This window comes from Pseudonocardia sp. P-1 (assembly GCF_058111925.1).
The window spans coordinates 221,785-243,009 of the sequence record NZ_JBYJZH010000002.1; the positions used below are offsets into that span (position 1 = coordinate 221,785).

The following is a 21,225-nucleotide window of genomic DNA, read 5'->3' on the forward strand; positions in this document are numbered from 1 at the left end:
TATTTTGATAAACGTAGTCTACGATGTCCTCGTCGTCGGCGCCGGCCTAACCGGACTCACCGCGGCGGCCCATCTCGACCGTTCCGGTCGATCGGTGGTGGTCCTGGAAGCAGCCCCCGAGGTCGGAGGACGGACGCGGAGCCGATGGATCGGCGGTCGTCGGCTCGACATCGGTGGGGAGCTCGTCGGTCGTCATTACGTCAGCCTCCGCCGACTCGTCCCCGCGCTCGGACTCCATCTCGTACCCGGTTCCCGCGTTCCGCCCCGACTGCGGGTGGTCCGGCCCGAACTGCGGCATGCGATCACGCTGCGGACGCTGAGGGAGCTCGGTCTCGTCCAGCGCCACCTTCGAGCGGTCATCGCACAGGTCGATCTCAGCGAACCATGGTCCACACCGGGCGGCCGTGCCGCAGACGCCGTCCCGGTCGATCAGTGGCTGCGCGAGGACGTCGGCGCATCACCGGACACGGTGCAGATCCTCGACACGGTGATCCGCGCGTTCGCCCTGACCACGCTGGACCGGCTGTCTCTGCTCGGCCTCGTCCTCTGGGTCGGACCGGCCGGAGGCCTACCCGCGTTGTGGCAGGAGACCGGTTCACGCATCTCCGAGGGGGCCGGTCAGATCTGCCGCCGCCCGGCTGCCACCCTCCACCAACCGGTGCAGCTCAACGCCCGCGTCACCCGCGTCGAGACCCCCGACAACGACACCGGGCCCGTGCGTGTGCATATCGGGAACGAGACAGTGCGCCTCGCGCACCGTGTCGCCGTCTGTGTCCCGTTGGCCGCAATCTCGGCGATCGCGTTCGAGGCGTCGGTGCCCGAATCGACCACCGCGCTCACCTCGGCGATCTCAACCCCACGGTGATCAAGCTGGTCGGCACACCGCGACATCCCCGGAAACGCGGCCTGCACGTCGTGGGCGACACGCAGCTGCCCCTGGTCGGTGTCGACGCGCAGCAGGCCATCGGCTTCGCCTACGGCTCCGACACAACCCGACCCCGATCCGCACTGCACGAGCGGTTCCGGTCGCTGCTCCTCCCCGACGTCGAGCTGGACGAGGTCCACTCCATCGATTGGGGCTCCGAGCCGTTCGCCCTGGGTGGATACCCGGCCTTCGGCCCGGACCAGCTGGTCCGGCACGGACCGTCCCTACGCGCCGACCACGGACGACTGCTGTTCGGCGGAGCGGACCGCAGTACCTGGCCAGGAACAATGGAGGGCGCTGTGCGCGACGGCCTCCGCCTCGCGGACGTGCTCGCGGCCGCCACGACCGTTGCTCACCGGGTCAGCACGTTTGACTGATCGATGCTTACGGACAGCTCCGACACCGCGATCTGCTCTGCCTCGACCTGTCCGAGCCGGGATCCGTCGCAGCCGGTGGTGTCCCCCACGCTGCGTGAGCCTCCTCTCGGTCGCCGGGGCGGCGCGGCCGTCGGGGCGCCTGCGCCGCCCGCACCCCCCATCGACATATGGTTGTATCGCGATCCGTGCATGACAGTGGCCGCGGGTTGGGGCGAGGATCGGATGCGAAACGCCGGGGCACCGGGCGGGCAGGGGGTGCCCGCGAGCGTCACCCTCGACCTGGAGGAGCTGCTGCCCGAGGCGTTGGAGAGCACCGGCGTGATTGCGGCGGCGACCGGAGCATTGACGTCGTCCGGGTACCGCGTGGTGGCGGTGTCACGGTGGCCGCGGTGTGGGCCGCCGCCGGCGTAGCGCACCTGTGGCTGGCGATCGACTCCTCCGAGGCCGACGCCGTGGCTCGCCTGCTGGCGGCGACGCTGGCCGCCGCGGCCGCTGGCGGCGCGATCGCGCTGGTGATCGGCCGGCGGCCGGGGGCCCTGCTTGCCGCCGCGATCACCGGTGCGGTCGGCGTGGCGAGCTTCCTCGCCCCGTTGCTGCTGCCCGTGCCCGGACTCGGCGCCCCGGACCGGTGGCTGGACCCGTGGGCGTTCGGCGCGTTCCTGCTCGACGGGCTGACCGTTCGCCTCGCGGTGTTCACGCTGCGCCGCGCCAGCCCGGCCAGCGACTGACTGTGCAGCACCGGGCAGACGCGGCACCCGGGCAGGCGTCACCCTCGTTGGCGGGCTGCTCGGTGCGTCGGACCAACCAGCGGCGACCGGTAGGTCGATGGAGCTGTGTACCAGGAGCTAAGGATCGACAGCGCGACGCTCGCAGCGATCACGGCGAATTCCGCTGGCGCCTACGCGCCGCCGAGTGACAGTTTCCCGCCCTTACGGGCTGCGGTCGTGCGCGACCCCGGCTTGTTGTCGGAAGCTGCGGTGGCGGTTCTAGGCTCGATCGCAAGTGGAGCCGCCGCGGACCAGGACGATGAAGCGGCCGGACCGGTCCGGATCAGCACCGACGCGCTGCACGAGGCCGTATTCCGGCGGGACCTCGCACAGGACCCGCTCACGGTTAGGACCTGGTCGCTTCCCGGCTGCGGCGCCCCGGGAACACGAAGCGTTCGCCCCCAAAGCAGCTGGCAAGACCCAAGATCAGACGACGGTTACTCGTTGATACCGTCCGGTCGCTGTGAGCGATAGGAGCCAGGTGTTCGGGAACGTGTGGCGGGGACGCGCCACGCGCTTCGGGCTGTTGCTGACCGGGCTGGTCGCCGTCCTCCTGGCGGTGGCCAGCACCTCGCACGCCCCCGATCCGCACATCATCGCCTCCGCCGAGTCGGTCTCGACGTCACCCGACCACGCCCCGACCTGCCACGAGGCCGGGTCGCACGACACCACGAGCGTGTCGTCGAGGACGGTCAGGGCGGTCCCGGACACCGATGGGCCGCCGGTGGGGCTGCCCGCCGTCGAAACAGCCGCCACACATCAGTCTGTCGGCCCCACCGCAGTGCACGGCCGGCGGGTGCCAACGGGTGGCCGTAGACACCTCGTTCTCGCGCAGATCGCGCGGACCTAGATCGGCTTGCCGGAGCCGGTGTGTCCGTCTCCGGTCACGTCGCAGGTCCGTGATCGCTCCCCTTGCGCGGCGACGCCGCGCGTCCGAACGAGGTCTTCCCATGCCCGCACTGCTCGATTCCGGTCTGCCCACGTCCCAGGAGGCTCGGCTGACCCACGTCGTCGGCAACACCCCTGTCGTCTGGATCGACGCTCCTTTCGCGCCCGAGGGGTGTGGCTTCTGGGCCAAGCTCGAGGGCGCCAACCCCGGCGGGATCAAGGATCGACCGGCCGTGCACATGGTCCGCCGTGCTCGTGAACGCGGTGACCTGCGCCCCGCTGGTCGGATCATCGAGTCCACCAGCGGCACCCTCGGCCTCGGTCTCGCCCTGGCCGGTATCGCCTTCGGCCATCCCGTCACCCTGGTCTCCGACCCGGGGATGGAACCGCTGATGTATCGCCTGCTGCGCGCCTACGGCGCGCAGATCGAGACCGTCGAAGAGCCGGCCGCCGAAGGCGGCTGGCAACAGGCCCGCCGCGACCGCGTCATGCAGCTGCTCGTCGAACACCCCGGTTCCTGGTGCCCGGACCAGTACAACAACCCGGACAACGTCGCGGCCTACGCACCGCTGGCCGCCGAGCTCTGGCATCAACTCGGCCGCACTGATGTCCTCGTCTGCTCGGTCGGCACCGGGGGGCACTCGACCGGGATCTCCCGCGCGCTCCGCCGTCACCAGCCCGACCTGGAGGTCGTCGGCGTCGACACCGTCGGCTCGACCATCTTCGGGCAGCCGGCCCGGCCGCGGCTCATGCGTGGTCTCGGCTCGAGCATCCACCCACGCAATGTCGACCACGCCATCTTCTCCGAGGTGCACTGGGTGGCCCCGGGCGAGGCGGTATCAGCCTGCCGGGCGATGGCCAGCTCCAGCTATGCCAGCGGAGGCTGGAGCGTGGGTGCGGTCGGGGTCGTAGCCGGCTGGCTCGCCCGCACCCGACCGCACGGGACCCGGATCACCGCAATCTTCCCCGACGGGCCGCAGCGCTACTTCGACACCGTCTACAACGACGAGTTCTGCGCGGCGAAGGGCATCACCGTCGGTAGCCCTCCACTGCACGACCCAGACGAGATCGACCGACCCGACGCCGCTGAGGTCCGCCGCTGGACCCGCTGTGCCGACGTGCTCCGGCGAGCAGGGCACCAGAGCTGATGCGGGTACTCGACAGATACCGGTCGTTCGACCGGCCGGTTCAGCTGCTGCTACTCAACCAGCTGACCATCAATCTGGGCTTTTACATGCTCATCCCGTACCTGGCCGATCACCTGTCGGCCGGGCTCGGGCTGTCGGTGCTGATGGTCGGACTGATCCTCGGCGTGCGGAACTTCTCCCAGCAGGGCATGTTCCTGGTCGGGGGGAGCCTGGCCGACCGATTCGGCTACAAGCCAATGATCGTCGCCGGCTGCGCGCTGCGGACCGTCGGCTTTGCCCTGATCGGCCTGGTCGACGCGGTCTCGGCGCTGGTCATCGCTTCGGCGATGACCGGATTCGCCGGCGCGCTGTTCAACCCCGCCGTGCGTGCCTACATCGCCCGCGACGCCGGCGAGCGCCGGGTCGAGGCGTTCGCCCTGTTCAGCGTCTTCTACCAGGCCGGGATCCTGATCGGCCCGGTCGCCGGCCTCTTGCTGACCGGGATCGACTTCACGCTGACCTGCCTGGTCGCCGCGGCCGTGTTCGCGGTCCTGACGGTGCTGCAGGTGCGGGCGCTACCGGCCCGCCGCGGGGACGACGACCCCGGCGAGGAGCGCAGTCCACTGCTGCGCCAATGGCGTGACGTCGCCGCAACCCGAGGGTTCTTGCCGTTCGCCGTCGCGATGATCGGCACCTACGTCCTGTCGTATCAGATCTATCTGGCCCTTCCGCTGCACGCGCGCACGCTGCTCGGCAGCGGGGACTCCGCGACCACGCTGGTAACCGGCATCTACATGGTGTCCGGTGCGGTGACCATCGCGTCCCAGATGAAGGTGACGGCCTGGTGCCGCACACGGTGGGGGCCTGCCCGCTCGCTCAGCCGCGGCCTGCTCGTGCTAGGAGCGGCATTCGTGCCGATGCTTGCCGCCGACTCGCTGCTGCTGGTGTGGCCGGAGATCGGGCCCGGCCCGGCCACCGTGGCCGGGATCGTGGCCCTGCTGCTGACGGCGGCGCTGCTGGCGGTCGGGACGGCGGTGGTGCTGCCGTTCGAGATGGACACGATCGTCGCGCTGGCCCGTGACCGCCTGGTGGCCACGCACTACGGCTTCTACAACACGGTGTGCGGCGTAGGGATCCTGCTCGGCAACGCGGGCACCGGGTGGGCGGTGGATCTCGCGCGGTCGGCCGGGTTGGCCCCGATACCGTGGGCGGTCCTCGTCGTACTCGGCGTGCTGTGCGCGGCCGCGCTCGCGGGCCTGTACCGCCGAGGTCTGCTGACCGCCGCCACGGACACCGAAGCACCGGCCGCAGACGACCCCCCCACAGTGCGGTTGCGGGCGATCAGCGGATACGGCGCCGCCGACGACGGCGCACCGACCCGGCCCCTACCCGCGATCGGTGCCGGCACCATCGAGGCTTCACGGACCCGCACCAGCACAGGGGCACGGCGCTGAGGGGCTGGGGCACCGTGGTCGCGGCCCCGGTGCCCCAGCCCCAGGCGAACGAGCGTGTCGTCGGGTCGGTCAGCCGCTGGCCGGGGCGCCGGAACGGGCCTGCTGCTCGGCCGAGGCGTTGACGACCTGAACCTTGTCCCCTTCGACGAGGTCGTTGAAGAACACCTCCGCCTCGGGCAGGTCCAGCTTCACGCACCCGGCCGAGGCGCGGTCGCGGTCACCGCCGTGGAACGCGACACCGCCGTCGGCGAAGAACACCGACCACGGCATCGGAGCCGGCCGGCCGTCGGGGCCGGTGAACTCGCCGCTGACATGGTCCTTGTTCTTGCGATACACGCGAAACGAGTGGCCGAGCGGGGTCTCCTGGCCTGCGCCACCGGAGGCGATCGGGACCGGTCCGCGGGTGACGTTGCCGTCGCGGATCAACCAGGCCCGCTGCGACTCGAGATCGACGCACGCCCGCGCGGAGACCGAGCACGGTGTGCCGGGGGCGAGGGCCTCGGCGTGCGCCTGCTTCGCGACATCGCTCTGCTCAACCTCGGCGAGTGCGGTGCCCGCGAAGCCGATACCCGTCACCGCCACGAGGGCGGCGACGACACTCCTGCCGCGGCGGCTACGTCGGGCCGTCCGGTTCCGCATCCGTGCTCCTGTTCGTACGTCATCCACCCGCCACTCGGGGTAACGACGATCGGCGTCTTCCGTAACGGATGACGCACGAGCTCGCCGAAGGTTGTGACGCTCCGGGAACGAATGTGGCTACGCGTGACGACGGCGAGGTTCCGCCGCTCCTGAGGCCACGACCGGCCGGTGGCCGCCGGTTCCGGGACGACGGCTAACCTCGACTGGTCGGAGGGAGTGCGCGTGCGGCGAGTCGCCCGGTGGTCGGCCGTGATCGCGGTCGTCATGCTCTCTGTGCTCGCTGCCGGGGTGCTCGGCGCCGGACCGGGGGTCACCCCAGGTTCTTCGATCGCGGTCGCGGCCGGCGAAGGTCCCCACGAGTGCCACGGTGCTCCCTTACAGGACATCGAGCACTCCGCCGCGTCCCCGGCTCGAGTCGCGGTACCCGAGGCGCAGGACGGCGCGGCGACCGCGCACCCGGTCTGCGTCCTACCCACCGTGTGGAGCCCGCCGGTATCCCTCGCGTCCGCTCGCGTGCCCGCCGCGGATTCCCGCGTCTCTACCGCCGACCTGCAGGTCTTCCGGATCTAGACCCGGCCGCGTGCCCGCATGCCCGCAGCCCCCGACAGATCCGGGATACCCGCATGTCGTCGTCCTGTCCGTCCGTGCCCCTCGGCCCGCCGGCTCCGCCCGCGGCGGCCGGCGGAGCCCTGTGCGCCCTCGCCGCCGGAGCTCTAGTGGCAGGTGCCCAGACCGCCTACGATCAGCTCGACCCCCCGTTGGTTGACGCAGGCGTCCGTCCGGTGGCGGCGTGGTCACTCCAACCGGTCGCGACTAACCCGGCACCTGCTCCGGCGGCCGGGTCGGTGAGTAGCGCCGACCTACCGGACGCGGCCCGGCCCGAGGCCCTGGCCGCACTCGCCAAAGGGGCCCGCATCGCGCAGGAGACGCAACGCCGTTCCACCCTGCTGTCCGACGCTCGCGCCGACGGCGCTCCGACCGCCGCGGTGTCCGGTGACGAGGCCACGGTGCAGCCCGTTCGGGGCCGGATCACCTCCACGGCGGGGCCACGGTGGGGCACCACGCACTACGGCCTCGACATCGCCAACAAGATCGGAACACCGATCTTCGCCGTCGCCGACGGCGTCGTGGAGAAGTCCGGCCCGGCGTCGGGGTTCGGGTTGTGGGTGGTGGTCCGGCATGCCGACGGGTCCCGCTCGGTCTACGGCCACATCAACCAGGCGTTCGTCGCCGCCGGCGAGCGGGTGTCGGCCGGGGACCGGATCGCCGAGGTCGGCAACCGGGGCCAGTCCACCGGCCCGCATCTACACCTGGAGATCCGGCAGGGCTCGGCTTCAGGGGACAAGATTGATCCAGTCGGGTGGCTGCGCGAGCGCGGCCTGGAGCTGACCGGATGAGGACCCCGGCGGCGCGGGAGCGAACCTCAGATCGGGGGCCAGCCGAGCCGCGCATAGCCGGCCAGCGCCCCTGCCATCAGGGTGGACCAGACCCCGCTGATCATCAGAGCGCCGGTCAGCACCAGCACGAGCCCGCCGCCGATCTCGATCTTGCGGGTGTTGCGCCGCAGCCACGCGAGGCGGTCGCGGCCACGGTCGAGGGCGCGGGCCAGCAACAGGAACGGCACACCGAGGCCGAGCGTGTACGCGACCAGAAGCAGCACCCCGGTCGCGAGCTCCCCCGACGAGGCCGCGATCGTCAGGATCGTGGCGAGGACCGGCCCGACACAGGGTGTCCAGCCGAGTGCGAACGCCGCACCCAGCCCGAAGCCACCGATCTCGCTCGATCCGGCTCGCCGCAGTCCCGGACGGAACTCACGGCCGAGCAGGGGGACGTGTACGAGCCCGGTCATGGCCAGCCCCAGCACGATGACGACCCCGCCGGCGAGCCGGGTGAGAACGTCCAGGTTCTGCCGCAGCAGCAGCCCCACCGCCGATGCGGTGAGCCCCATCGCGACGAAGACCGTACTGAATCCGATGACGAACAGAGCCGGGCCGCGCCCGCTCCGGCGGCCGTCACCGGTGCGCCCGGTTGCTCGGCTCGCATACGACACGTAGCCCGGCAGCAGCGGCAGCACGCACGGCGAGCTGAACGACACCACCCCGGCCACGAGCGCGAGGGCGACGAGGCCCAGAAGTTCCACAACGCCTCCGACGACGGCTGGGGGCCACACGGGGCCGAAACGCGAGATATGTCATCTTTTACGATACGTAGAAGCCCGGTGTCGTCGCGGATTGGGGCGGATGCGGTGAACCCCTCGGTGGTGGCCCGGCTCGACGCCGTCCGCGTCGACCGGCACCGGATCACGATCCTGCGTGACCTGAGCCTGGAGGTCGCGGCAGGAGAGGTCGTCGGCGTGCTCGGAGCCAACGGTTCGGGGAAGTCGACCCTGCTTGAGGTGCTGGCCACCCTCGTCCGGCCGACATCGGGCACGGTCGAGCTGTTCGGCCGCCGCCTCGACCCGGCCGGACGACGTGCGGTCCGGCCGCGGATCGGGCTCGTCGGGCACACCGCAGCGCTCTACGATCGACTCACGCTCGCCGAGAACCTGCGGCTGGTCGCCCGCCTGATCGGACAACCCGCCGAACGGGCGGACGCGGCCCTGGCCGAGGTCGGCCTCGAACGGGCCGCCCATCGCCCCGCGGTCGCGTGCTCGCAGGGCATGCGTCGGCGCGCCGATCTGGCCCGGGTGCTGCTCACCCGGCCCGGTCTGGTGCTGCTCGACGAGGTGCACGCCGGACTCGACCGTGACGCCGCGGCGCTGGTCGACGACGTCGTGCGCGCCGTCGCCGGCCGGGACGGGGGCGCGTGTGTGCTTGTCTCGCACGAGCCCGACCGGCTTTCCGGTCTCTGTGATCGGCGGGTCCGGGTCCGGTCGGGCCGGGTCGAGGCGGAGGAACCCGTATGAGTGCCGCCGTGCCGCCGTTGACCCAGGCGCTCGTCCTGGCGGGCAAGGACTTGCGCCTTGAGCGCCGCACCGGCGAGGCGTTCCTGGTCGTCGCGCCGTTCGGTGCCGTCGCGCTCCTGATGGTGCCCCTGGCCGTAGGGGCAGACACCCCGTTGCTGCGCATGCTCGGACCCGCTCTGTTCTGGGTGGTGGTGTTGCTGTTCGGGGTGCTTGTCACCGTGCGCGGCGGTGCTGTCGAGGGCCCCGCGCAGCGCGCGGTGCTGAGCCTCGCGGGGGTGACCCCGCGGGTCCGGCTCGCCGGTCGCGCGCTCGGCAACACGGTCCTGTTGCTCGGGTTCCAGGCTGTCATCGCGCCGGTCGCGCTGGTGCTCTACGCACCGGAGCCCACCGGCTGGGTGTGGCTCCTGGCGATGGTGCCGCTGGTCGCCGTCGGGCTCGGGACGCTCGGTGCGCTGGCTGACCAGGTCTCGGAGGGCCTTGCGGGGCGCGCCGCGCTGGGGCCGCTGCTCGTCGCCCCGCTCACCGTGCCGCTGCTGCTCGCGGCCACCGGTGTCCTCGATGCGGCCCGTTACGGCCGCCCGGCTTGGCCGTGGCTTGTCCTGGCCGTGACCGTCGATCTCGCCGCCGCGCTGCTGGCCGCGTGGTGCGCCCGTCATCTGGAGGATCCATCATGAGCACCACCGACCCGGCAGAGCCAGCGCCGGTGCCAGCGACCCCGCGGGCGGTGTTCGGCCGCAGGCTCCCGGCCGGCGCTGCGCTCGCCGTGGCCGTCGCGCTGACCACCGCGCTGGCCTCGCCTCCGGACCGGTTGCAGGGCGAACTGGTCCGGCTGATGTATGTGCACGTGCCCGCCGCGTGGACGGCGTTCCTCGCCTACGGGGTGACGCTCGTGGCGGGGCTGGTCTGGTTGTGGCGGCGCACCGCGGTGTGGGACCGGCTGGCCGCGGCCAGCGCCGAGGCGGGGGTGTTCTTCACCGGTCTGGCGATCGCGATGGGTGCGATCTGGGGCCGCCCGACCTGGGGTGTGTGGTGGACGTGGGACGCCCGACTGGTCACGACCGCGCTGTTGTTCTTCGTGTACCTGGGCTACCTCGCGCTGCGTCGGGCGATCGATGACCCGGTCGCGCGGGCCCGCCGCTCGGCCGTGTTCGGGGTGGTCGCCTTCGCGATGGTTCCGCTCGTGCACTTCTCGGTGCTGTGGTGGCGGACCCTGCACCAGCCGCCGTCGCTGCTGCGGCCCGCCGCTCCCGCGATCGGCGGCGGGATGCTGGCCGCACTACTGCTGTCCGTCCTCGCCTTCACCGCGCTGTTCGTGCTGATCGTACGCACGCGTATGCGACTCGGCGCCGCCGACGCGGCGTTGGACGCCGCGGAACTGACCGGGCCCGGTCCCGTCGCCGGGGACGCGGTGACCGCGCCCCGGCCGGAGGCGACCCGATGACGGCCTGGGCGTGGGTGGCACTGGGCTACGGCGTCACCGCGACCGCGGTCACCGCCTACCTGAGCGTGCTCGTGGCGGCGGCCGCGCGGCTCCGCGCACGCGAACGGGGGCGCCGATGACCGCGGTCGACCCGCGCCCACCCGGGATCGTGCGTCGCTACCGGCTGCTGGGGGTGGCCGCGGTCGGCGTGCTTGCGGTCCTGGTCGGCGTGCTGCTGTTCGGCAACCTCAACGGCAACCTCGTCTACTACCTCGAGCCGGACGAGGCGCTCGCCCAGCGGGCCACGCAGTCCGAGGGCACCCGCTTCCAGCTCGGTGGCCTCGTCGCGGCCGACAGCGTCGTCGCCGACTCGGAGGTGGTCCGTTTCGAGGTCACCTCGTCGGCCGGTCCGGTCGGCGTCCGGGTGCCCGTGGAGTTTCGGGGAGCACCCGCTCAACTCTTCGGCGCGGGCGTCGGGGTGGTGCTGGAGGGTTCCTGGCAGGGCACGACGTTCGTCTCGGACTCGATGAAGGTCAAGCACGACGAGAACTATCAGCCACCCGACGACGGGAATCCGGCATGACGACCGCGATACCCGCGGCCGGATGGACGGGCCTGATGCTGGGGCTGGCGGGCTCGGTCGTGCTGGCGGTCTTCGGTCTTCTGGCCCAACGCCGACCCGCAGCCGTGCGACACCGGCAGCTGGTGGTCGGTGCCGGGTTCATGCTCGGCGGCTCCGTGCTGGCCATGGGCGCGCTGCAGGTGGCTCTGCTGACCGACAACTTCGCCGTCGCCTACGTCGCCGAGAACCACTCCCGCGCCACCTCGACGCTGTTCAGCATCACCACCGCGTGGGCCGCGCTCGAGGGCAGCCTGGTGCTCTGGGTGCTGGTGCTCTCCGGGTTCACCGCCGTGGTGACGCGCGGGGTCCCCGACACCGACGACCGGCTCGGCACCGGCGCGCTCGGCGTGCTGGGAGCGGTGGGCGCGTTCTTCTTCGGGCTCGTCGCGCTGGCGGGCAACCCCTTCGAGATCCTCGCCGACGTGCCCGCCGACGGCCCAGGACCCAACCCGATCCCGGCCGACCACGTGCTGATGGCGATACATCCGCCCCTGCTCTACCTCGGCTACGTGGGCCTCACCGTGCCGTTCGCGTTCGCGATGTCCGCGCTTCTCGGTCGCGTGCCGGGGGTCGAATGGCTGCACCGGACCCGCCGGTCGAACCTCGTGGCCTGGAGTTTCCTCACCGCCGGTCTCATCGTGGGGGCCTGGTGGTCCTACGAGGTCCTGGGTTGGGGCGGCTACTGGGCCTGGGACCCGGTGGAGAACGCCGCGCTCATCCCGTGGCTGGTCGCGACCGCGTTCCTGCACTCGGCCGTGGTGCAAGTCCGGCGTGGAATGCTGCAGTCCTGGAACTTCGTCCTGGTCCTGGCCGCCTTCGCGCTCACGATCCTGGGGACGTTCCTGACCCGCAGCGCGGTCGTGCAGTCGGTGCACAGCTTCAGCCAGTCCGACGTCGGGCCACCGCTGCTGGTGTTCTTCGTCGTCGTGGTCGTCGCCGGATTCGTCCTGATCGCCCTGCGCGCCGACCACATCGCCTCGCACGGCAGGCCGGAGTCACCGGCCAGCCGGGAGGGCATGTTCCTGTTGAACAACTTGCTGCTGAGCCTGTTCGCGTTCGTCGTCCTGCTCGGGACCCTCTATCCGGTCGTGCTCGAAGCGATCACCGACGAGCAGGTCTCGGTGGGCCGGCCGTTTTTCGACCGGATGGCGGTGCCGATCGGCTTCGGGCTGCTGCTGGCGATGTGGGCCGGCCCGGTCACGCCGTACCGGCACGCGTCCGTCGCGGTCGTGTGGGGCCGGACCCGTGTGCCGCTGTTGCTCGCCACGCTGGCTGCGGTGGCGGTGCTGCTCGCCGGGGTGCGTTCGGTCGGGATCGTCGCCGTCGCCGCACTGGCCACCGGGATCGCCGCGACCACGGCGCGCCAGGCGGTGGTGACCGCGCCCGCCCGGACCCCGGCCGGTGTCTGGCGGCTGGTCCGGGGCCGGCGTGGCTACTGGGGCGGGCAGCTCGCTCACCTCGGCGTCGCGCTGTTCGCGGTCGTGGTCGCCGTCTCCTCCGGGCTGGCCGACCGCAGCACGGTGAGCCTGGACCGGGGCGACTCGGTGATCTTCGCCGGCTACACGCTCACCTTCGACTACGTCGACGAGCACCAGCTGTCTGACCGGCTGGTCACTGACGCGCACATCACCGTGCGGGCCGGGGACGAGGTGCTACGGACGATGGCGCCCCGACTGAACAGCTTCCCGGGCCGCCCGCAGGCCGTCGGCAACCCAGACGTGTGGAGCACCCCAGCTCAGGACGTGTACGTCGCGCTCGGCAACCTCGAACCCGAGCAGGTCACACTGAACCTGTTCCGCTACCCGCTGATGTCCTGGATGTGGGTAGCCGGCGGGATGGTCGCGGCCGGCGGGTTCTGGGCGCTCAGCGGTCCGCGCCGCGGAGCCCGGAGCCGCGAGCCCGGTCCAACACGGGCTGCAGAACGGGTGAGCGGCGGTGCCTGAACCCGCCATCCGCCGCGGGTCGGCGGTGATCGGCGTGGCGGTCGTCCTGCTGTCCGGTGTCGTCGCCGTGGTACTGGCCCTGGCCCCGGCACCGGAGCGGGACCGGGTCCAGGATCTGGCCGAGCGGCTGCGCTGTCCCGTCTGTACCAGTGTCTCGGTCGCCGAGTCACCGTCGGAGACTGCCGTGGCCATGCGGCAGGTGGTCAGCGACCAGGTGGCGGCCGGGCGCAGCGATGAGGAGGTCGTCGCCTACTTCCGGGCCCGCTACGGCGACTGGACGGTCATCGATCCGCCGGCGTCGGGCAGCACTCTGCTGCTGTGGGTACTGCCTGTCGCAGCGGCGCTTACCGGCATTGTCGTTCTGCTGGCGCGGTCACTCCCACGACGGGGCACCGTGTTCGTGCCGCTGTCCGACGCAGACCGGGTCAGGGTGGATGCCGCAGTCCGACGGCACCGCGAGATGCCGGGCCACCAGGAGGTGGACCCATGAGCTCCCGCCGCGACCGCGAGATCGCCGATCAGGCGCTGAGCGACCTCGTCGAGCTGGAGGCCCAGGTGGTCGACGGCGAGATCGGCGCCGACCGGGCGCGCGAGCTGCGGCGGCGTTACGAGTCGGTCGCGGCCGAGGCGCTTACCGCGATCGACTCGCCGGACCCACCGACGGGCAGGCCCCGAACAGTTCGCGGCCCCCGGGCCTGGACTCTCGCGTACGTTCTCGCCGCTACGGTCGCCCTGGTCGCAGCCGTGGTGCTGTTGCCGGCGGCCGTGGTCGACCGGCCGGCCGGCGGCGCCGCCACCGGGATCGAGCCGATGGCCGGAGGACCCGGCGCGCCGCCGCCGATCGATCCGGCCGCCGTCGACGACGAGCAGCTGGAGCGGGTCGTGGCCGACAACCCGGACGTGATCGGGATGCGACTGGCCCTGGCCGACCGCTACGTCGCTGCCGGTGACTACGGCGCCGCGATGCGCCACTACGTCGAGGCCGCCAACCGACGCCCCGACGACGCGGACGTCCGCACTCGGCTGGCCTGGTTGCTGCTGCAGATCGGCCAGACCGGCCCCGCGCTGGAGAACGTCGACCGCGCGCTCGCCCTGCAGCCCGACTCGGCCGAGGCGGCCTGGGTCCGGGCGAACGTCCTGATCGACGGCACGGGCGACCCGCGCGGCGGCATCGCCGTGCTGGAGGGCCTCGCGACCCGCCCCGATCTCCCGGCGGAGTTCCGTAGCCGGGTCGAGGAGCTGCTCGCCGACACACGCGCGGCGGTCCGGGGGCCCCGGTGACCGCGCGGACCGCCCGGTGGAGCGGGGTCCGGATCGGCGCCGTGATCGTCGTGGTGATCGCGATAGGGGTCGGTGCGGTGTTCGGATGGCGCCTCGTCGACGGTTCCACCGTGGTGGACAGCCCCCTGATCGGGCAGCCTGCCCCGGCGGTCGTCCTGCCCGAGCTCGACGGCGACGGTGAGGTCTCGCTCGCGAACCTGCGGGGCCGGGTAGTCGTGGTCAACTTCTGGGCCTCCTGGTGTGTGGCGTGCCGGGAGGAGCACCCGGTCCTGGTGGAGGCGGCCCGGAGCTACCGGGACCGCGGGGTCGTGGTCGTCGGCGTCGACTACCAGGACTCACCGGCCTCGGCACGGGCGTTTCTCGACGAGCTCGGCCGCGGCGGCGACAACTACCGGTACGTCACCGACCCGGGGTCACGGGCCGCGCTGGATTTCGGGTTGTTCGGGGTACCGGAGACGTTCGTGCTCGACCGTTCGGGCGTGATCGCTGCGAAGATCACCGGGCCGGTGTCCGCAGCGTCGCTCGGCGGAGTCATCGACGCGGTTCTGGCCGGCGCACGGCCCGGCGCGCCGGCCCCGGGCGCGGTGCAGCCCGCGCGCGACGCCCCCTACCGGTCACCCGGATGAGGAGGATCGTGTTGCTGCTCGGTCCTCGTACGGCTGGTGGGCCGGCCAATAACCGCCAGGCGGCGTCCCTCGACTTGCGGGGCGTCGGACCACAGACGAACAGGATGTACGCATGGCTCGTGGCAACAAGCCTTCGAAAGGGCGACCGCCGTCGGTGGCCGCGGTCAACCAGCGCCAGGTTCCCTGGGGGACCGTCGCCGCGATCGTGGTCATCGTGCTGCTGGCCGCGGTGTTCATCGGCTATCCGCTGGTCCAACGCGGCCAGAACGCGCAATGGAGGCCGAGCGAGGAGAACCGCGACCCGTCACTGGCCATTCCGGGGATAGCCACGCAGGAGTACCAGGGTGGCCAGCACGTGCTGGGCGTCCAGCAGGTCGCGTACACCAACAGCCCGCCCTACGGTGGCGCGCACGACGGGTTCTGGGCCGCCTGCAACGGTGCGGTTTACCCGAATCCGGTGCGCAGCGAGAACCTCGTGCACTCGTTGGAGCACGGCGCCGTGTGGATCACCTACAACCCCGCCCAGGTCTCCGGCGACGCGCTGGAGTCGCTGCGCGCGCGGGTCGAGGGCCAGCCCTACACGGTGATGTCGCCCTACCCGGGCCTGGACTCCCCGATCTCGCTGCAGTCCTGGGGCCACCAGCTCAAGGTCGGATCGGCCGACGACGAGCGGATCGAGCAGTTCACCCGCTCGCTGCGGACCAACCGGTTCACCCACCCCGAGGTCGGCGCCTCCTGTGACGCCACCGGCCCGCAGGGCTTCGACCAGGACAACCCGCCGCCGTTCCAGCCGGCGCCGCCGCAGCCCGCGGTCGACCGGCAGACCGTGCTGCCGGAGAGCGAGGGTACAAACCCGGCGTCGCAGCCCGACCAGGGCGGGCCGGGGCAGTGATCGCGTGAGCACCGACCTCGCCGACTCCTCGACCCCCACCCCCGCAACCGGCGGGTCGCCCTGGCGTCACCCGCTGGTGGTGACGCTGGCGGTGCTGGCGCTGGCGGCCGTCGTCGTCGCCGGGTTGGCGGTCCGCGGGGTTTTCGGCCCCTATGTCCCGCAGTCCGGCTCGGTGGATGTCGGATTCGCCCAAGACATGAGCGTGCACCACCGCCAGGCGGTGGAAATGGCGTCCTGGGCGCACGAATACAGCAGCGACCCGCGGGTGCGGCAGCTGGCGTTCGACATCGAGACCACCCAGAACCGGCAGGTCGGGATTATGCAGGGCTGGCTGGGTCTGTGGGACGCGTCGACGCTGCCCACCGGCGGACACATGGCGTGGATGGCCGACGACATGAACCAGCCCGGCGACGCCATGGCCAGCATGAACGCCGACGGCTCGGTGTCCAGGATGCCCGGCATGGCCACCGCCGAGGAGCTAGCCCGGCTGCGGGCGACGCCGCCACCGCAGCTCGACGTGGTGTTCCTGCAGCTGATGCTGCGCCACCACGAGGGCGGCGCGTCGATGCTGCAGTACGGTCGCGACCACGCCGACACCAGCGAGGTGCGGAACCTGGCCTCGCAGATGCTCACCGCGCAGACCGCGGAGTCACAGCTGATGAGGTCGTTGCTGGCCGAGCGCGGCGCACAGCCGCTTCCTACGAACTGAAGGTGCGGCTCCGTACCCCGTCGCCCACGTCAGTGTTCTACGCTGTGTCGGAGGTCGACGGGGGTTGCCGACGAGACGGGACACAGAATGGTGCAGCGGGGTGGGGTCGCTCTGACCTTGCTGGTTGCCCTCGTGGGATTGCTGGCGCTGCATCCGCTGTCCTGGGCCGACGCGAGCCCTGAGGCGCACCCGGCGATGGCCACCGCTTCTGCCGATGCCTCATCGGTGGCTCCTACCGTTGGTGCCCCGGGTAGCGGCGCCCACACGGCGGGTTGCCCGGAATCGCCCCCGGACGGCCACGCCGCGCCGATCGCGCAGGTACGCAACGACGAGCACAGACCCGCTCAGATCGCGGTGGTCGTTCCCGCGCTTGAGCGATCGCAGCCGAGCGGCCCGTCGCCGACAGCGGCGCCCGCACCCACGGGATCGGTCCTCTCCGGTGCTCGACTTCTGATCGGGCTCGGCATCTCACGGACGTAGACGGGCCGGCAGCACTCGCCCGGCTCGGGTCTATGCCCGCGAGAGCTCGGCCGTGACTGCTGCGGTTCCGCCTGCGCCCGCCGCCCGCTGCCGACAGGCACCCCGGACTCGGTGCGCGCCCGCTCTCCCTTCTCCACGGGGCTCATCCCTGCCGTCGGTGGTGCCGGCCAGAGGGAGCTGGGCTCCGGCATCGAAAGGACCTCTCCATGACCCAAGTCGGCCCCCGGCCGGTGTCGGTGCGCACACACCCGCCACGCCGCAGCGGGAAAGGCTCCACGTTCCTGAAGATGCTGCGGACGACCGACCCCAAGGACATCGCGATCCTGTACCTGGTCACGTCGTTCGGGTTCTTCCTGGCGGGCGGCGCCATGGCCCTGCTGATCCGGGCCGAGCTGGCACGGCCGGAGATGCAGTTCCTGTCGACCGAGCAGTACAACCAGCTGTTCACCATGCACGGCACGATCATGCTGCTGCTGTACGCGACGCCGATCCTGTTCGGCTTCGCGAACTACATCGTGCCGCTGCAGATCGGCGCCCCGGACGTCGCGTTCCCGCGGCTCAACGCGTTCTCCTACTGGCTGTTTCTGTTCGGCGGCCTGATCGTCCTGTCGGGCTTCCTGACCCCGGGCGGTGCCGCCGACTTCGGCTGGTTCGCCTACACCCCGCTGTCGAGTGCGATCCGCTCGCCCGGGCCCGGTGCCGACCTGTGGATCATGGGTCTGGTCGTCTCCGGTCTGGGCACGATCCTCGGCGGCGTCAACTTCATCACCACGATCGTCTGCATGCGCGCGCCGGGCATGACGATGTTCCGGATGCCGATCTTCACCTGGAACATCTTCATCACCGCGCTGCTGATCCTGATCGCGTTCCCGATCCTGACCGCCGCGCTGCTCGCGCTGGCCGCGGACCGCCACCTCGGCGCCCAGATCTTCAACCCCGCCAACGGTGGCGTGGTGCTCTGGCAGCACCTGTTCTGGTTCTTCGGCCATCCCGAGGTCTACATCGTCGCGTTGCCGTTCTTCGGCATCGTCTCCGAGATCTTCCCGGTGTTCTCCCGCAAGCCGATCTTCGGCTACAAGGGCCTGGTCTTCGCGACGATCGCGATCGCGGCACTGTCGGTCGCGGTGTGGGCGCACCACATGTACGCCACCGGCGCGGTGCTGCTGGCCTTCTTCTCCTTCACCACGTTCCTGATCGCCATCCCGACCGGGGTGAAGTTCGTGAACTGGATCGGCACGATGTGGAAAGGCAAGATCACCTACGAGAGCCCGATGCTGTTCTCGGTCGGCTTCCTGGTGACGTTCCTGTTCGGCGGCCTGACCGGCATCCTGCTCGCGATGCCGCCGGTGGACTTCAACGTCTCGGACACCTACTTCGTGGTGGCGCACTTCCACTACGTGCTGTTCGGCACGATCGTGTTCGCCACCTACGCCGGCATCTACTTCTGGTTCCCGAAGATGACCGGCCGGTTCATGGACGAGACCCTGGGCAAGGTTCACTTCTGGCTGACCTTCATCGGGTTCCACCTGACGTTCCTGGTGCAGCACTGGCTGGGCAACGAGGGCATGCCGCGCCGCTACGCCGACTACCTGCCCTCGGACGGTTTCACCACCCTGAACACGATCTCCTCGATCGGTGCGTTCGTGCTCGGAGCCTCGACGCTGCCGTTCATCTACAACGTGTTCAAGAGCTACCGGTTCGGCCGGGTCGCCGAGCACGACGACCCGTGGGGCTTCGGGAACTCGCTGGAGTGGGCGACCTCCTGCCCGCCGCCGCGGCACAACTTCACCGAGCTGCCGCGGATCCGCTCCGAGCGCCCGGCGTTCGACCTGCACTACCCGCACATGGTCCAGCGAGCTCGAGCCGAGGCCCACGTCGGCAACCGGGCGCACCCGACCGAGTTCCTCGCCCAGGAGGTCGGCAAGGAGTCCATGCCAGACGACGACCCCAAATCCAACTGACCCCCCTTAGAGCTACCCGACCGGTACAGCGCGGCGCACCGACCGCGCCGCGACCGGCTCTGCAGGAACGGCCCAACGATCCGTCCGCGGCGGCTGACCGATGCCACCCGACACGTTCGACGTCCTCGGACCGGGGGCGCGACGGCAGCTGATGTCAGTCGAACGAGGTGTGCACGTGGTCCATGTGGTTGGCGGTAGTGCGTAGGCCGCCAACTCGGACGCCGGCGTTATCAGGTCCTCGACGTGCACCGTTTCGTCTTCGACGGCGCCGTGTCCTGCAACGAGCCCGACGCCAGCCGACCCGTCAGCCTCCCCGATCCTCGGCCCGCCTGACACTGCGGCCCCGGTCGCGGAGCCTGCCGCTCGATCCCCTCGAGAGAGCACGGAGAACTCAATGAGCCTTTGCCAACCTGATCAAGCGTTGGCGATCACGAGGGTCTGAACTGCGGCGATGAGTTCGTCGGCCCGGTTCGGGCTGGAGCGGATCTTGCGGAGGACTTTCCAGTTCTTCAGTTCGGCGTTGGCCCGCTCGCCCGGTCCGCGGCGGCGGGCGTGCGCGGCGTTGACCTCCTTCTGCGCCCGCGACAGCCGCCGGTAGCGGCCGGTGTCGGGGTCCTTGCGTCGCCGGCGCTGGGGAACCGCGACGGTCGGGCCGGCGCCCTGGTAGGCGGTGTCGGCTGCCGCCCGGATCTGGTGCTGGTCCAGAGCATCGATGATCCCGTGCTCGCGGGCGGCTCCCATGTCGTGTCGTGCACCGGGCAGCGGCGGGGAGATCCACACCAACCTGCCGATCGGATCGGCGATGACCTGCACATTCAACCCGTGGGCCTTGTGTTTCCCCGAGTAGAACGCGCGGTCGTAGCCGCCGGCCATGCCGACCCGATCGATCCGCAGCAGGGTCCCGTCGAGGATCACGAACGCCTTCCCGATCGCGACCTCGATCGCCTGCTCCAGGGTCGGGGCCATCGCGGCGAGCAGCCTGATCGCCTCGCGCAGGTAGCGGTACACCGTCGAGGTCCCGACGCCGAATCCACAGGCCAGATCCGCGTAGGTCTCGCCCTTGCGCAGGTGCGCGATCACCAGCAGGGCCTGGCGGCCCGGGGTGAGCTTGCGCCACCGGGTGCGGCGCTGGTTGCGGTGTGCGCGCAGCGCGTCGGACAACACGTGCAGGGCGCGGCTGGACACGGTCATCCCGGACGGGTAGGACAGCACCTTGAAGCTCCTGGTCAGGCGGTCAGATCTAGTCAATCGCCCGTCTACCAGGAGCTTCACCCATCTCAGGTCACGCCACGCCGGACACTCGCTGACCAGTACGAACACGAGGTTGGCAAAGGCTCACTGTCGTGCTTCGGCCATTCGAGGCTGTCAGGGTGAGTTTCGGAGTATTCGAGTCGGGAATCACGAACGCGATCCTGGTCGGAGGGATTGGCCCTGTTCCTGAAGTTGACCCTGGATATCCAACCATGTAAGTGTTGTTCAGGTGGTGCCAGCTGTTGGGGAGCTTGTCCTCAATGGGGACGCGAAGCTGTACACCGCTGGTTTCGATGTCAACCCAGGTGACAGGCGGACTGAGTTTGTAACCGTAGAGAGACAGTGACATCGCTATGAGTCGGTGTCCCGGCGGTGGGGAAAATGCTTCATCCGGATTCGGCGGTTCGACGGCTGCGACGAACCGGATATCGGTAACCGATAGAACGCTGGCGTCGCCTGCCGAGAGGGTGCCTTCGTCGGTAAACGGGAGTGAGGTCGACTTCCCTCCTCCTATTCCCCTGCTGACAGGCTCCCATGTTTCGTCCACGGAGGGTCCGCCGTATAGCGCCCCGCTCCAGGCACCGACCCAGTTCCGGGGGTCGGCAGTAGGCTCCGGAGTGGCCGGGGCGGGCGCCGGCGCAGGAGCTGCCGGGGGCGTCGCAGAGCAAGCCGTGACGGCCGCACATAGGCAGGCAATAACCAGCAAGAACGGCCGTCGCCCGCGGCCCTGCGCTGACCCCATATGTCCGAATACTAGGCCATGTGGAGTAGTCGTAGGGAGAGGACGCTGTCGGGAGCTTCGGAAACGGTGGCAGAAATGCCGCTGGCGCTCGCCCCATCTGGCCGGCCGGGATCCACGCGTGGGCTGACCTACGCCCACAGGGTGCCGCCGAGCGCGCCGCGCGTCATGGCGGTGGCCCTGCTCCACCCGGAGCCGCAGCGCCCGGGAAAGGTCCGA

Annotated in this window: 21 protein-coding genes; 18 read left to right on the plus strand and 3 right to left on the minus strand. The window is 70.8% G+C overall.

Features of this window, described 5'->3' with window-relative positions:
- The first annotated feature begins 4 nt into the window (after window positions 1-4).
- From AC0GKK_RS27795 to AC0GKK_RS27815, 5 genes are all read left to right on the plus strand, one after another.
- Complete coding sequence (locus tag AC0GKK_RS27795; RefSeq protein ID WP_482638841.1) at window positions 5-865, plus strand: flavin monoamine oxidase family protein; 861 nt, start codon at window positions 5-7, stop codon at window positions 863-865.
- A gap of 50 nt (window positions 866-915) precedes the next feature.
- A complete protein-coding gene (locus AC0GKK_RS27800) occupies window positions 916-1,302 on the plus strand; it encodes an FAD-dependent oxidoreductase (protein ID WP_482638842.1) in 387 nt (128 codons plus the stop codon).
- A gap of 380 nt (window positions 1,303-1,682) precedes the next feature.
- Complete coding sequence (locus tag AC0GKK_RS27805) at window positions 1,683-2,030, plus strand: hypothetical protein (protein ID WP_482638843.1); 348 nt, start codon at window positions 1,683-1,685, stop codon at window positions 2,028-2,030.
- Between the two features lie 989 nt (window positions 2,031-3,019).
- Window positions 3,020-4,105, plus strand: a complete 1,086-nt coding sequence (locus tag AC0GKK_RS27810) for a PLP-dependent cysteine synthase family protein (protein ID WP_482638844.1) — start codon at window positions 3,020-3,022, stop codon at window positions 4,103-4,105.
- Entirely contained in the window at window positions 4,105-5,538 is a 1,434-nt protein-coding gene (locus AC0GKK_RS27815) for an MDR family MFS transporter (protein WP_482638845.1), read from the plus strand. The genes AC0GKK_RS27810 and AC0GKK_RS27815 overlap by 1 nt, the downstream gene beginning before the upstream one ends.
- Window positions 5,539-5,607: 69 nt before the next feature.
- Here AC0GKK_RS27815 and AC0GKK_RS27820 read toward each other — a convergent pair whose 3' ends face one another.
- Window positions 5,608-6,177 (minus strand): L,D-transpeptidase, encoded by a 570-nt coding sequence (locus AC0GKK_RS27820; RefSeq protein WP_482638846.1) that lies wholly within the window; start codon window positions 6,175-6,177, stop codon window positions 5,608-5,610.
- 845 nt (window positions 6,178-7,022) lie between these two features.
- Here AC0GKK_RS27820 and AC0GKK_RS27825 point away from each other — a divergent pair.
- Window positions 7,023-7,574: a M23 family metallopeptidase gene (locus AC0GKK_RS27825; protein WP_482638847.1), complete on the plus strand. Its 552-nt coding sequence runs from the start codon at window positions 7,023-7,025 to the stop codon at window positions 7,572-7,574.
- Between the two features lie 26 nt (window positions 7,575-7,600).
- Here AC0GKK_RS27825 and AC0GKK_RS27830 read toward each other — a convergent pair whose 3' ends face one another.
- Window positions 7,601-8,317, minus strand: a complete 717-nt coding sequence (locus AC0GKK_RS27830; RefSeq protein WP_482638848.1) for a cytochrome c biogenesis CcdA family protein — start codon at window positions 8,315-8,317, stop codon at window positions 7,601-7,603.
- Window positions 8,318-8,422: 105 nt separating this feature from the next.
- On the opposite strand from AC0GKK_RS27830, the gene AC0GKK_RS27835 reads away from it, so the two are divergent.
- The 12 genes from AC0GKK_RS27835 (at window position 8,423) to ctaD (ending at window position 19,016) form a co-directional block, all read left to right on the plus strand.
- On the plus strand, window positions 8,423-9,082 hold the full coding sequence (locus AC0GKK_RS27835; protein ID WP_489884159.1) for an ABC transporter ATP-binding protein: 660 nt from the start codon (window positions 8,423-8,425) through the stop codon (window positions 9,080-9,082).
- The gene (locus tag AC0GKK_RS27840) at window positions 9,079-9,756 is read left to right on the plus strand and encodes a heme exporter protein CcmB (protein WP_482638850.1); all 678 of its coding nucleotides are present in this window, start codon (window positions 9,079-9,081) and stop codon (window positions 9,754-9,756) included. The genes AC0GKK_RS27835 and AC0GKK_RS27840 overlap by 4 nt, the downstream gene beginning before the upstream one ends.
- Window positions 9,753-10,523, plus strand: coding sequence for a cytochrome c biogenesis protein CcsA (gene ccsA, locus AC0GKK_RS27845; RefSeq protein WP_489884160.1), 771 nt, complete (start codon window positions 9,753-9,755; stop codon window positions 10,521-10,523). Before AC0GKK_RS27840 ends, ccsA begins: the two co-directional genes overlap by 4 nt.
- The gene (locus tag AC0GKK_RS27850; protein WP_482638852.1) at window positions 10,520-10,642 is read left to right on the plus strand and encodes a hypothetical protein; all 123 of its coding nucleotides are present in this window, start codon (window positions 10,520-10,522) and stop codon (window positions 10,640-10,642) included. Before ccsA ends, AC0GKK_RS27850 begins: the two co-directional genes overlap by 4 nt.
- Window positions 10,639-11,085 (plus strand): cytochrome c maturation protein CcmE, encoded by a 447-nt coding sequence (locus AC0GKK_RS27855; RefSeq protein ID WP_482638853.1) that lies wholly within the window; start codon window positions 10,639-10,641, stop codon window positions 11,083-11,085. The genes AC0GKK_RS27850 and AC0GKK_RS27855 overlap by 4 nt, the downstream gene beginning before the upstream one ends.
- Complete coding sequence (locus tag AC0GKK_RS27860; RefSeq protein ID WP_489884161.1) at window positions 11,082-13,067, plus strand: heme lyase CcmF/NrfE family subunit; 1,986 nt, start codon at window positions 11,082-11,084, stop codon at window positions 13,065-13,067. The genes AC0GKK_RS27855 and AC0GKK_RS27860 overlap by 4 nt, the downstream gene beginning before the upstream one ends.
- Window positions 13,060-13,557 carry a cytochrome c-type biogenesis protein gene (locus AC0GKK_RS27865; protein WP_489884162.1) on the plus strand — a complete coding sequence of 166 codons (498 nt, stop codon included), beginning with the start codon at window positions 13,060-13,062 and terminating at the stop codon, window positions 13,555-13,557. The genes AC0GKK_RS27860 and AC0GKK_RS27865 overlap by 8 nt, the downstream gene beginning before the upstream one ends.
- A complete protein-coding gene (locus AC0GKK_RS27870; RefSeq protein WP_482638856.1) occupies window positions 13,554-14,348 on the plus strand; it encodes a tetratricopeptide repeat protein in 795 nt (264 codons plus the stop codon). Before AC0GKK_RS27865 ends, AC0GKK_RS27870 begins: the two co-directional genes overlap by 4 nt.
- Window positions 14,345-14,974, plus strand: a complete 630-nt coding sequence (locus tag AC0GKK_RS27875) for a TlpA family protein disulfide reductase (protein WP_482638857.1) — start codon at window positions 14,345-14,347, stop codon at window positions 14,972-14,974. The genes AC0GKK_RS27870 and AC0GKK_RS27875 overlap by 4 nt, the downstream gene beginning before the upstream one ends.
- A gap of 112 nt (window positions 14,975-15,086) precedes the next feature.
- Complete coding sequence (locus AC0GKK_RS27880) at window positions 15,087-15,866, plus strand: thioredoxin-like domain-containing protein (protein WP_482638858.1); 780 nt, start codon at window positions 15,087-15,089, stop codon at window positions 15,864-15,866.
- A gap of 4 nt (window positions 15,867-15,870) precedes the next feature.
- Window positions 15,871-16,575: a DUF305 domain-containing protein gene (locus AC0GKK_RS27885; protein ID WP_482638859.1), complete on the plus strand. Its 705-nt coding sequence runs from the start codon at window positions 15,871-15,873 to the stop codon at window positions 16,573-16,575.
- Between the two features lie 686 nt (window positions 16,576-17,261).
- Entirely contained in the window at window positions 17,262-19,016 is a 1,755-nt protein-coding gene (gene ctaD, locus AC0GKK_RS27890) for an aa3-type cytochrome oxidase subunit I (protein WP_482638860.1), read from the plus strand.
- Window positions 19,017-19,430: 414 nt separating this feature from the next.
- Here the strand turns inward: ctaD and AC0GKK_RS27895 are convergent, their stop codons facing one another.
- The gene (locus tag AC0GKK_RS27895) at window positions 19,431-20,228 is read right to left on the minus strand and encodes a transposase family protein (protein WP_345651138.1); all 798 of its coding nucleotides are present in this window, start codon (window positions 20,226-20,228) and stop codon (window positions 19,431-19,433) included.
- Window positions 20,229-21,225 lie beyond the last annotated feature (997 nt).

Excerpts from the sequence above, each read along its gene's own strand:
- AC0GKK_RS27860 (WP_489884161.1), top strand. The coding sequence starts at position 11,082 with ATGACGACCGCGATACCCGCGGCCGGATGGACGGGCCTGATGCTGGGG.
- AC0GKK_RS27820 (WP_482638846.1), bottom strand. The coding sequence starts at position 6,177 with ATGCGGAACCGGACGGCCCGACGTAGCCGCCGCGGCAGGAGTGTCGTC.
- AC0GKK_RS27810 (WP_482638844.1), top strand. The coding sequence starts at position 3,020 with ATGCCCGCACTGCTCGATTCCGGTCTGCCCACGTCCCAGGAGGCTCGG.
- ctaD (WP_482638860.1), top strand. The coding sequence starts at position 17,262 with ATGACCCAAGTCGGCCCCCGGCCGGTGTCGGTGCGCACACACCCGCCA.
- AC0GKK_RS27855 (WP_482638853.1), top strand. The coding sequence starts at position 10,639 with ATGACCGCGGTCGACCCGCGCCCACCCGGGATCGTGCGTCGCTACCGG.
- AC0GKK_RS27815 (WP_482638845.1), top strand. The coding sequence starts at position 4,105 with ATGCGGGTACTCGACAGATACCGGTCGTTCGACCGGCCGGTTCAGCTG.
- AC0GKK_RS27840 (WP_482638850.1), top strand. The coding sequence starts at position 9,079 with ATGAGTGCCGCCGTGCCGCCGTTGACCCAGGCGCTCGTCCTGGCGGGC.
- AC0GKK_RS27850 (WP_482638852.1), top strand. The coding sequence starts at position 10,520 with ATGACGGCCTGGGCGTGGGTGGCACTGGGCTACGGCGTCACCGCGACC.
- AC0GKK_RS27880 (WP_482638858.1), top strand. The coding sequence starts at position 15,087 with ATGGCTCGTGGCAACAAGCCTTCGAAAGGGCGACCGCCGTCGGTGGCC.
- AC0GKK_RS27870 (WP_482638856.1), top strand. The coding sequence starts at position 13,554 with ATGAGCTCCCGCCGCGACCGCGAGATCGCCGATCAGGCGCTGAGCGAC.
- ccsA (WP_489884160.1), top strand. The coding sequence starts at position 9,753 with ATGAGCACCACCGACCCGGCAGAGCCAGCGCCGGTGCCAGCGACCCCG.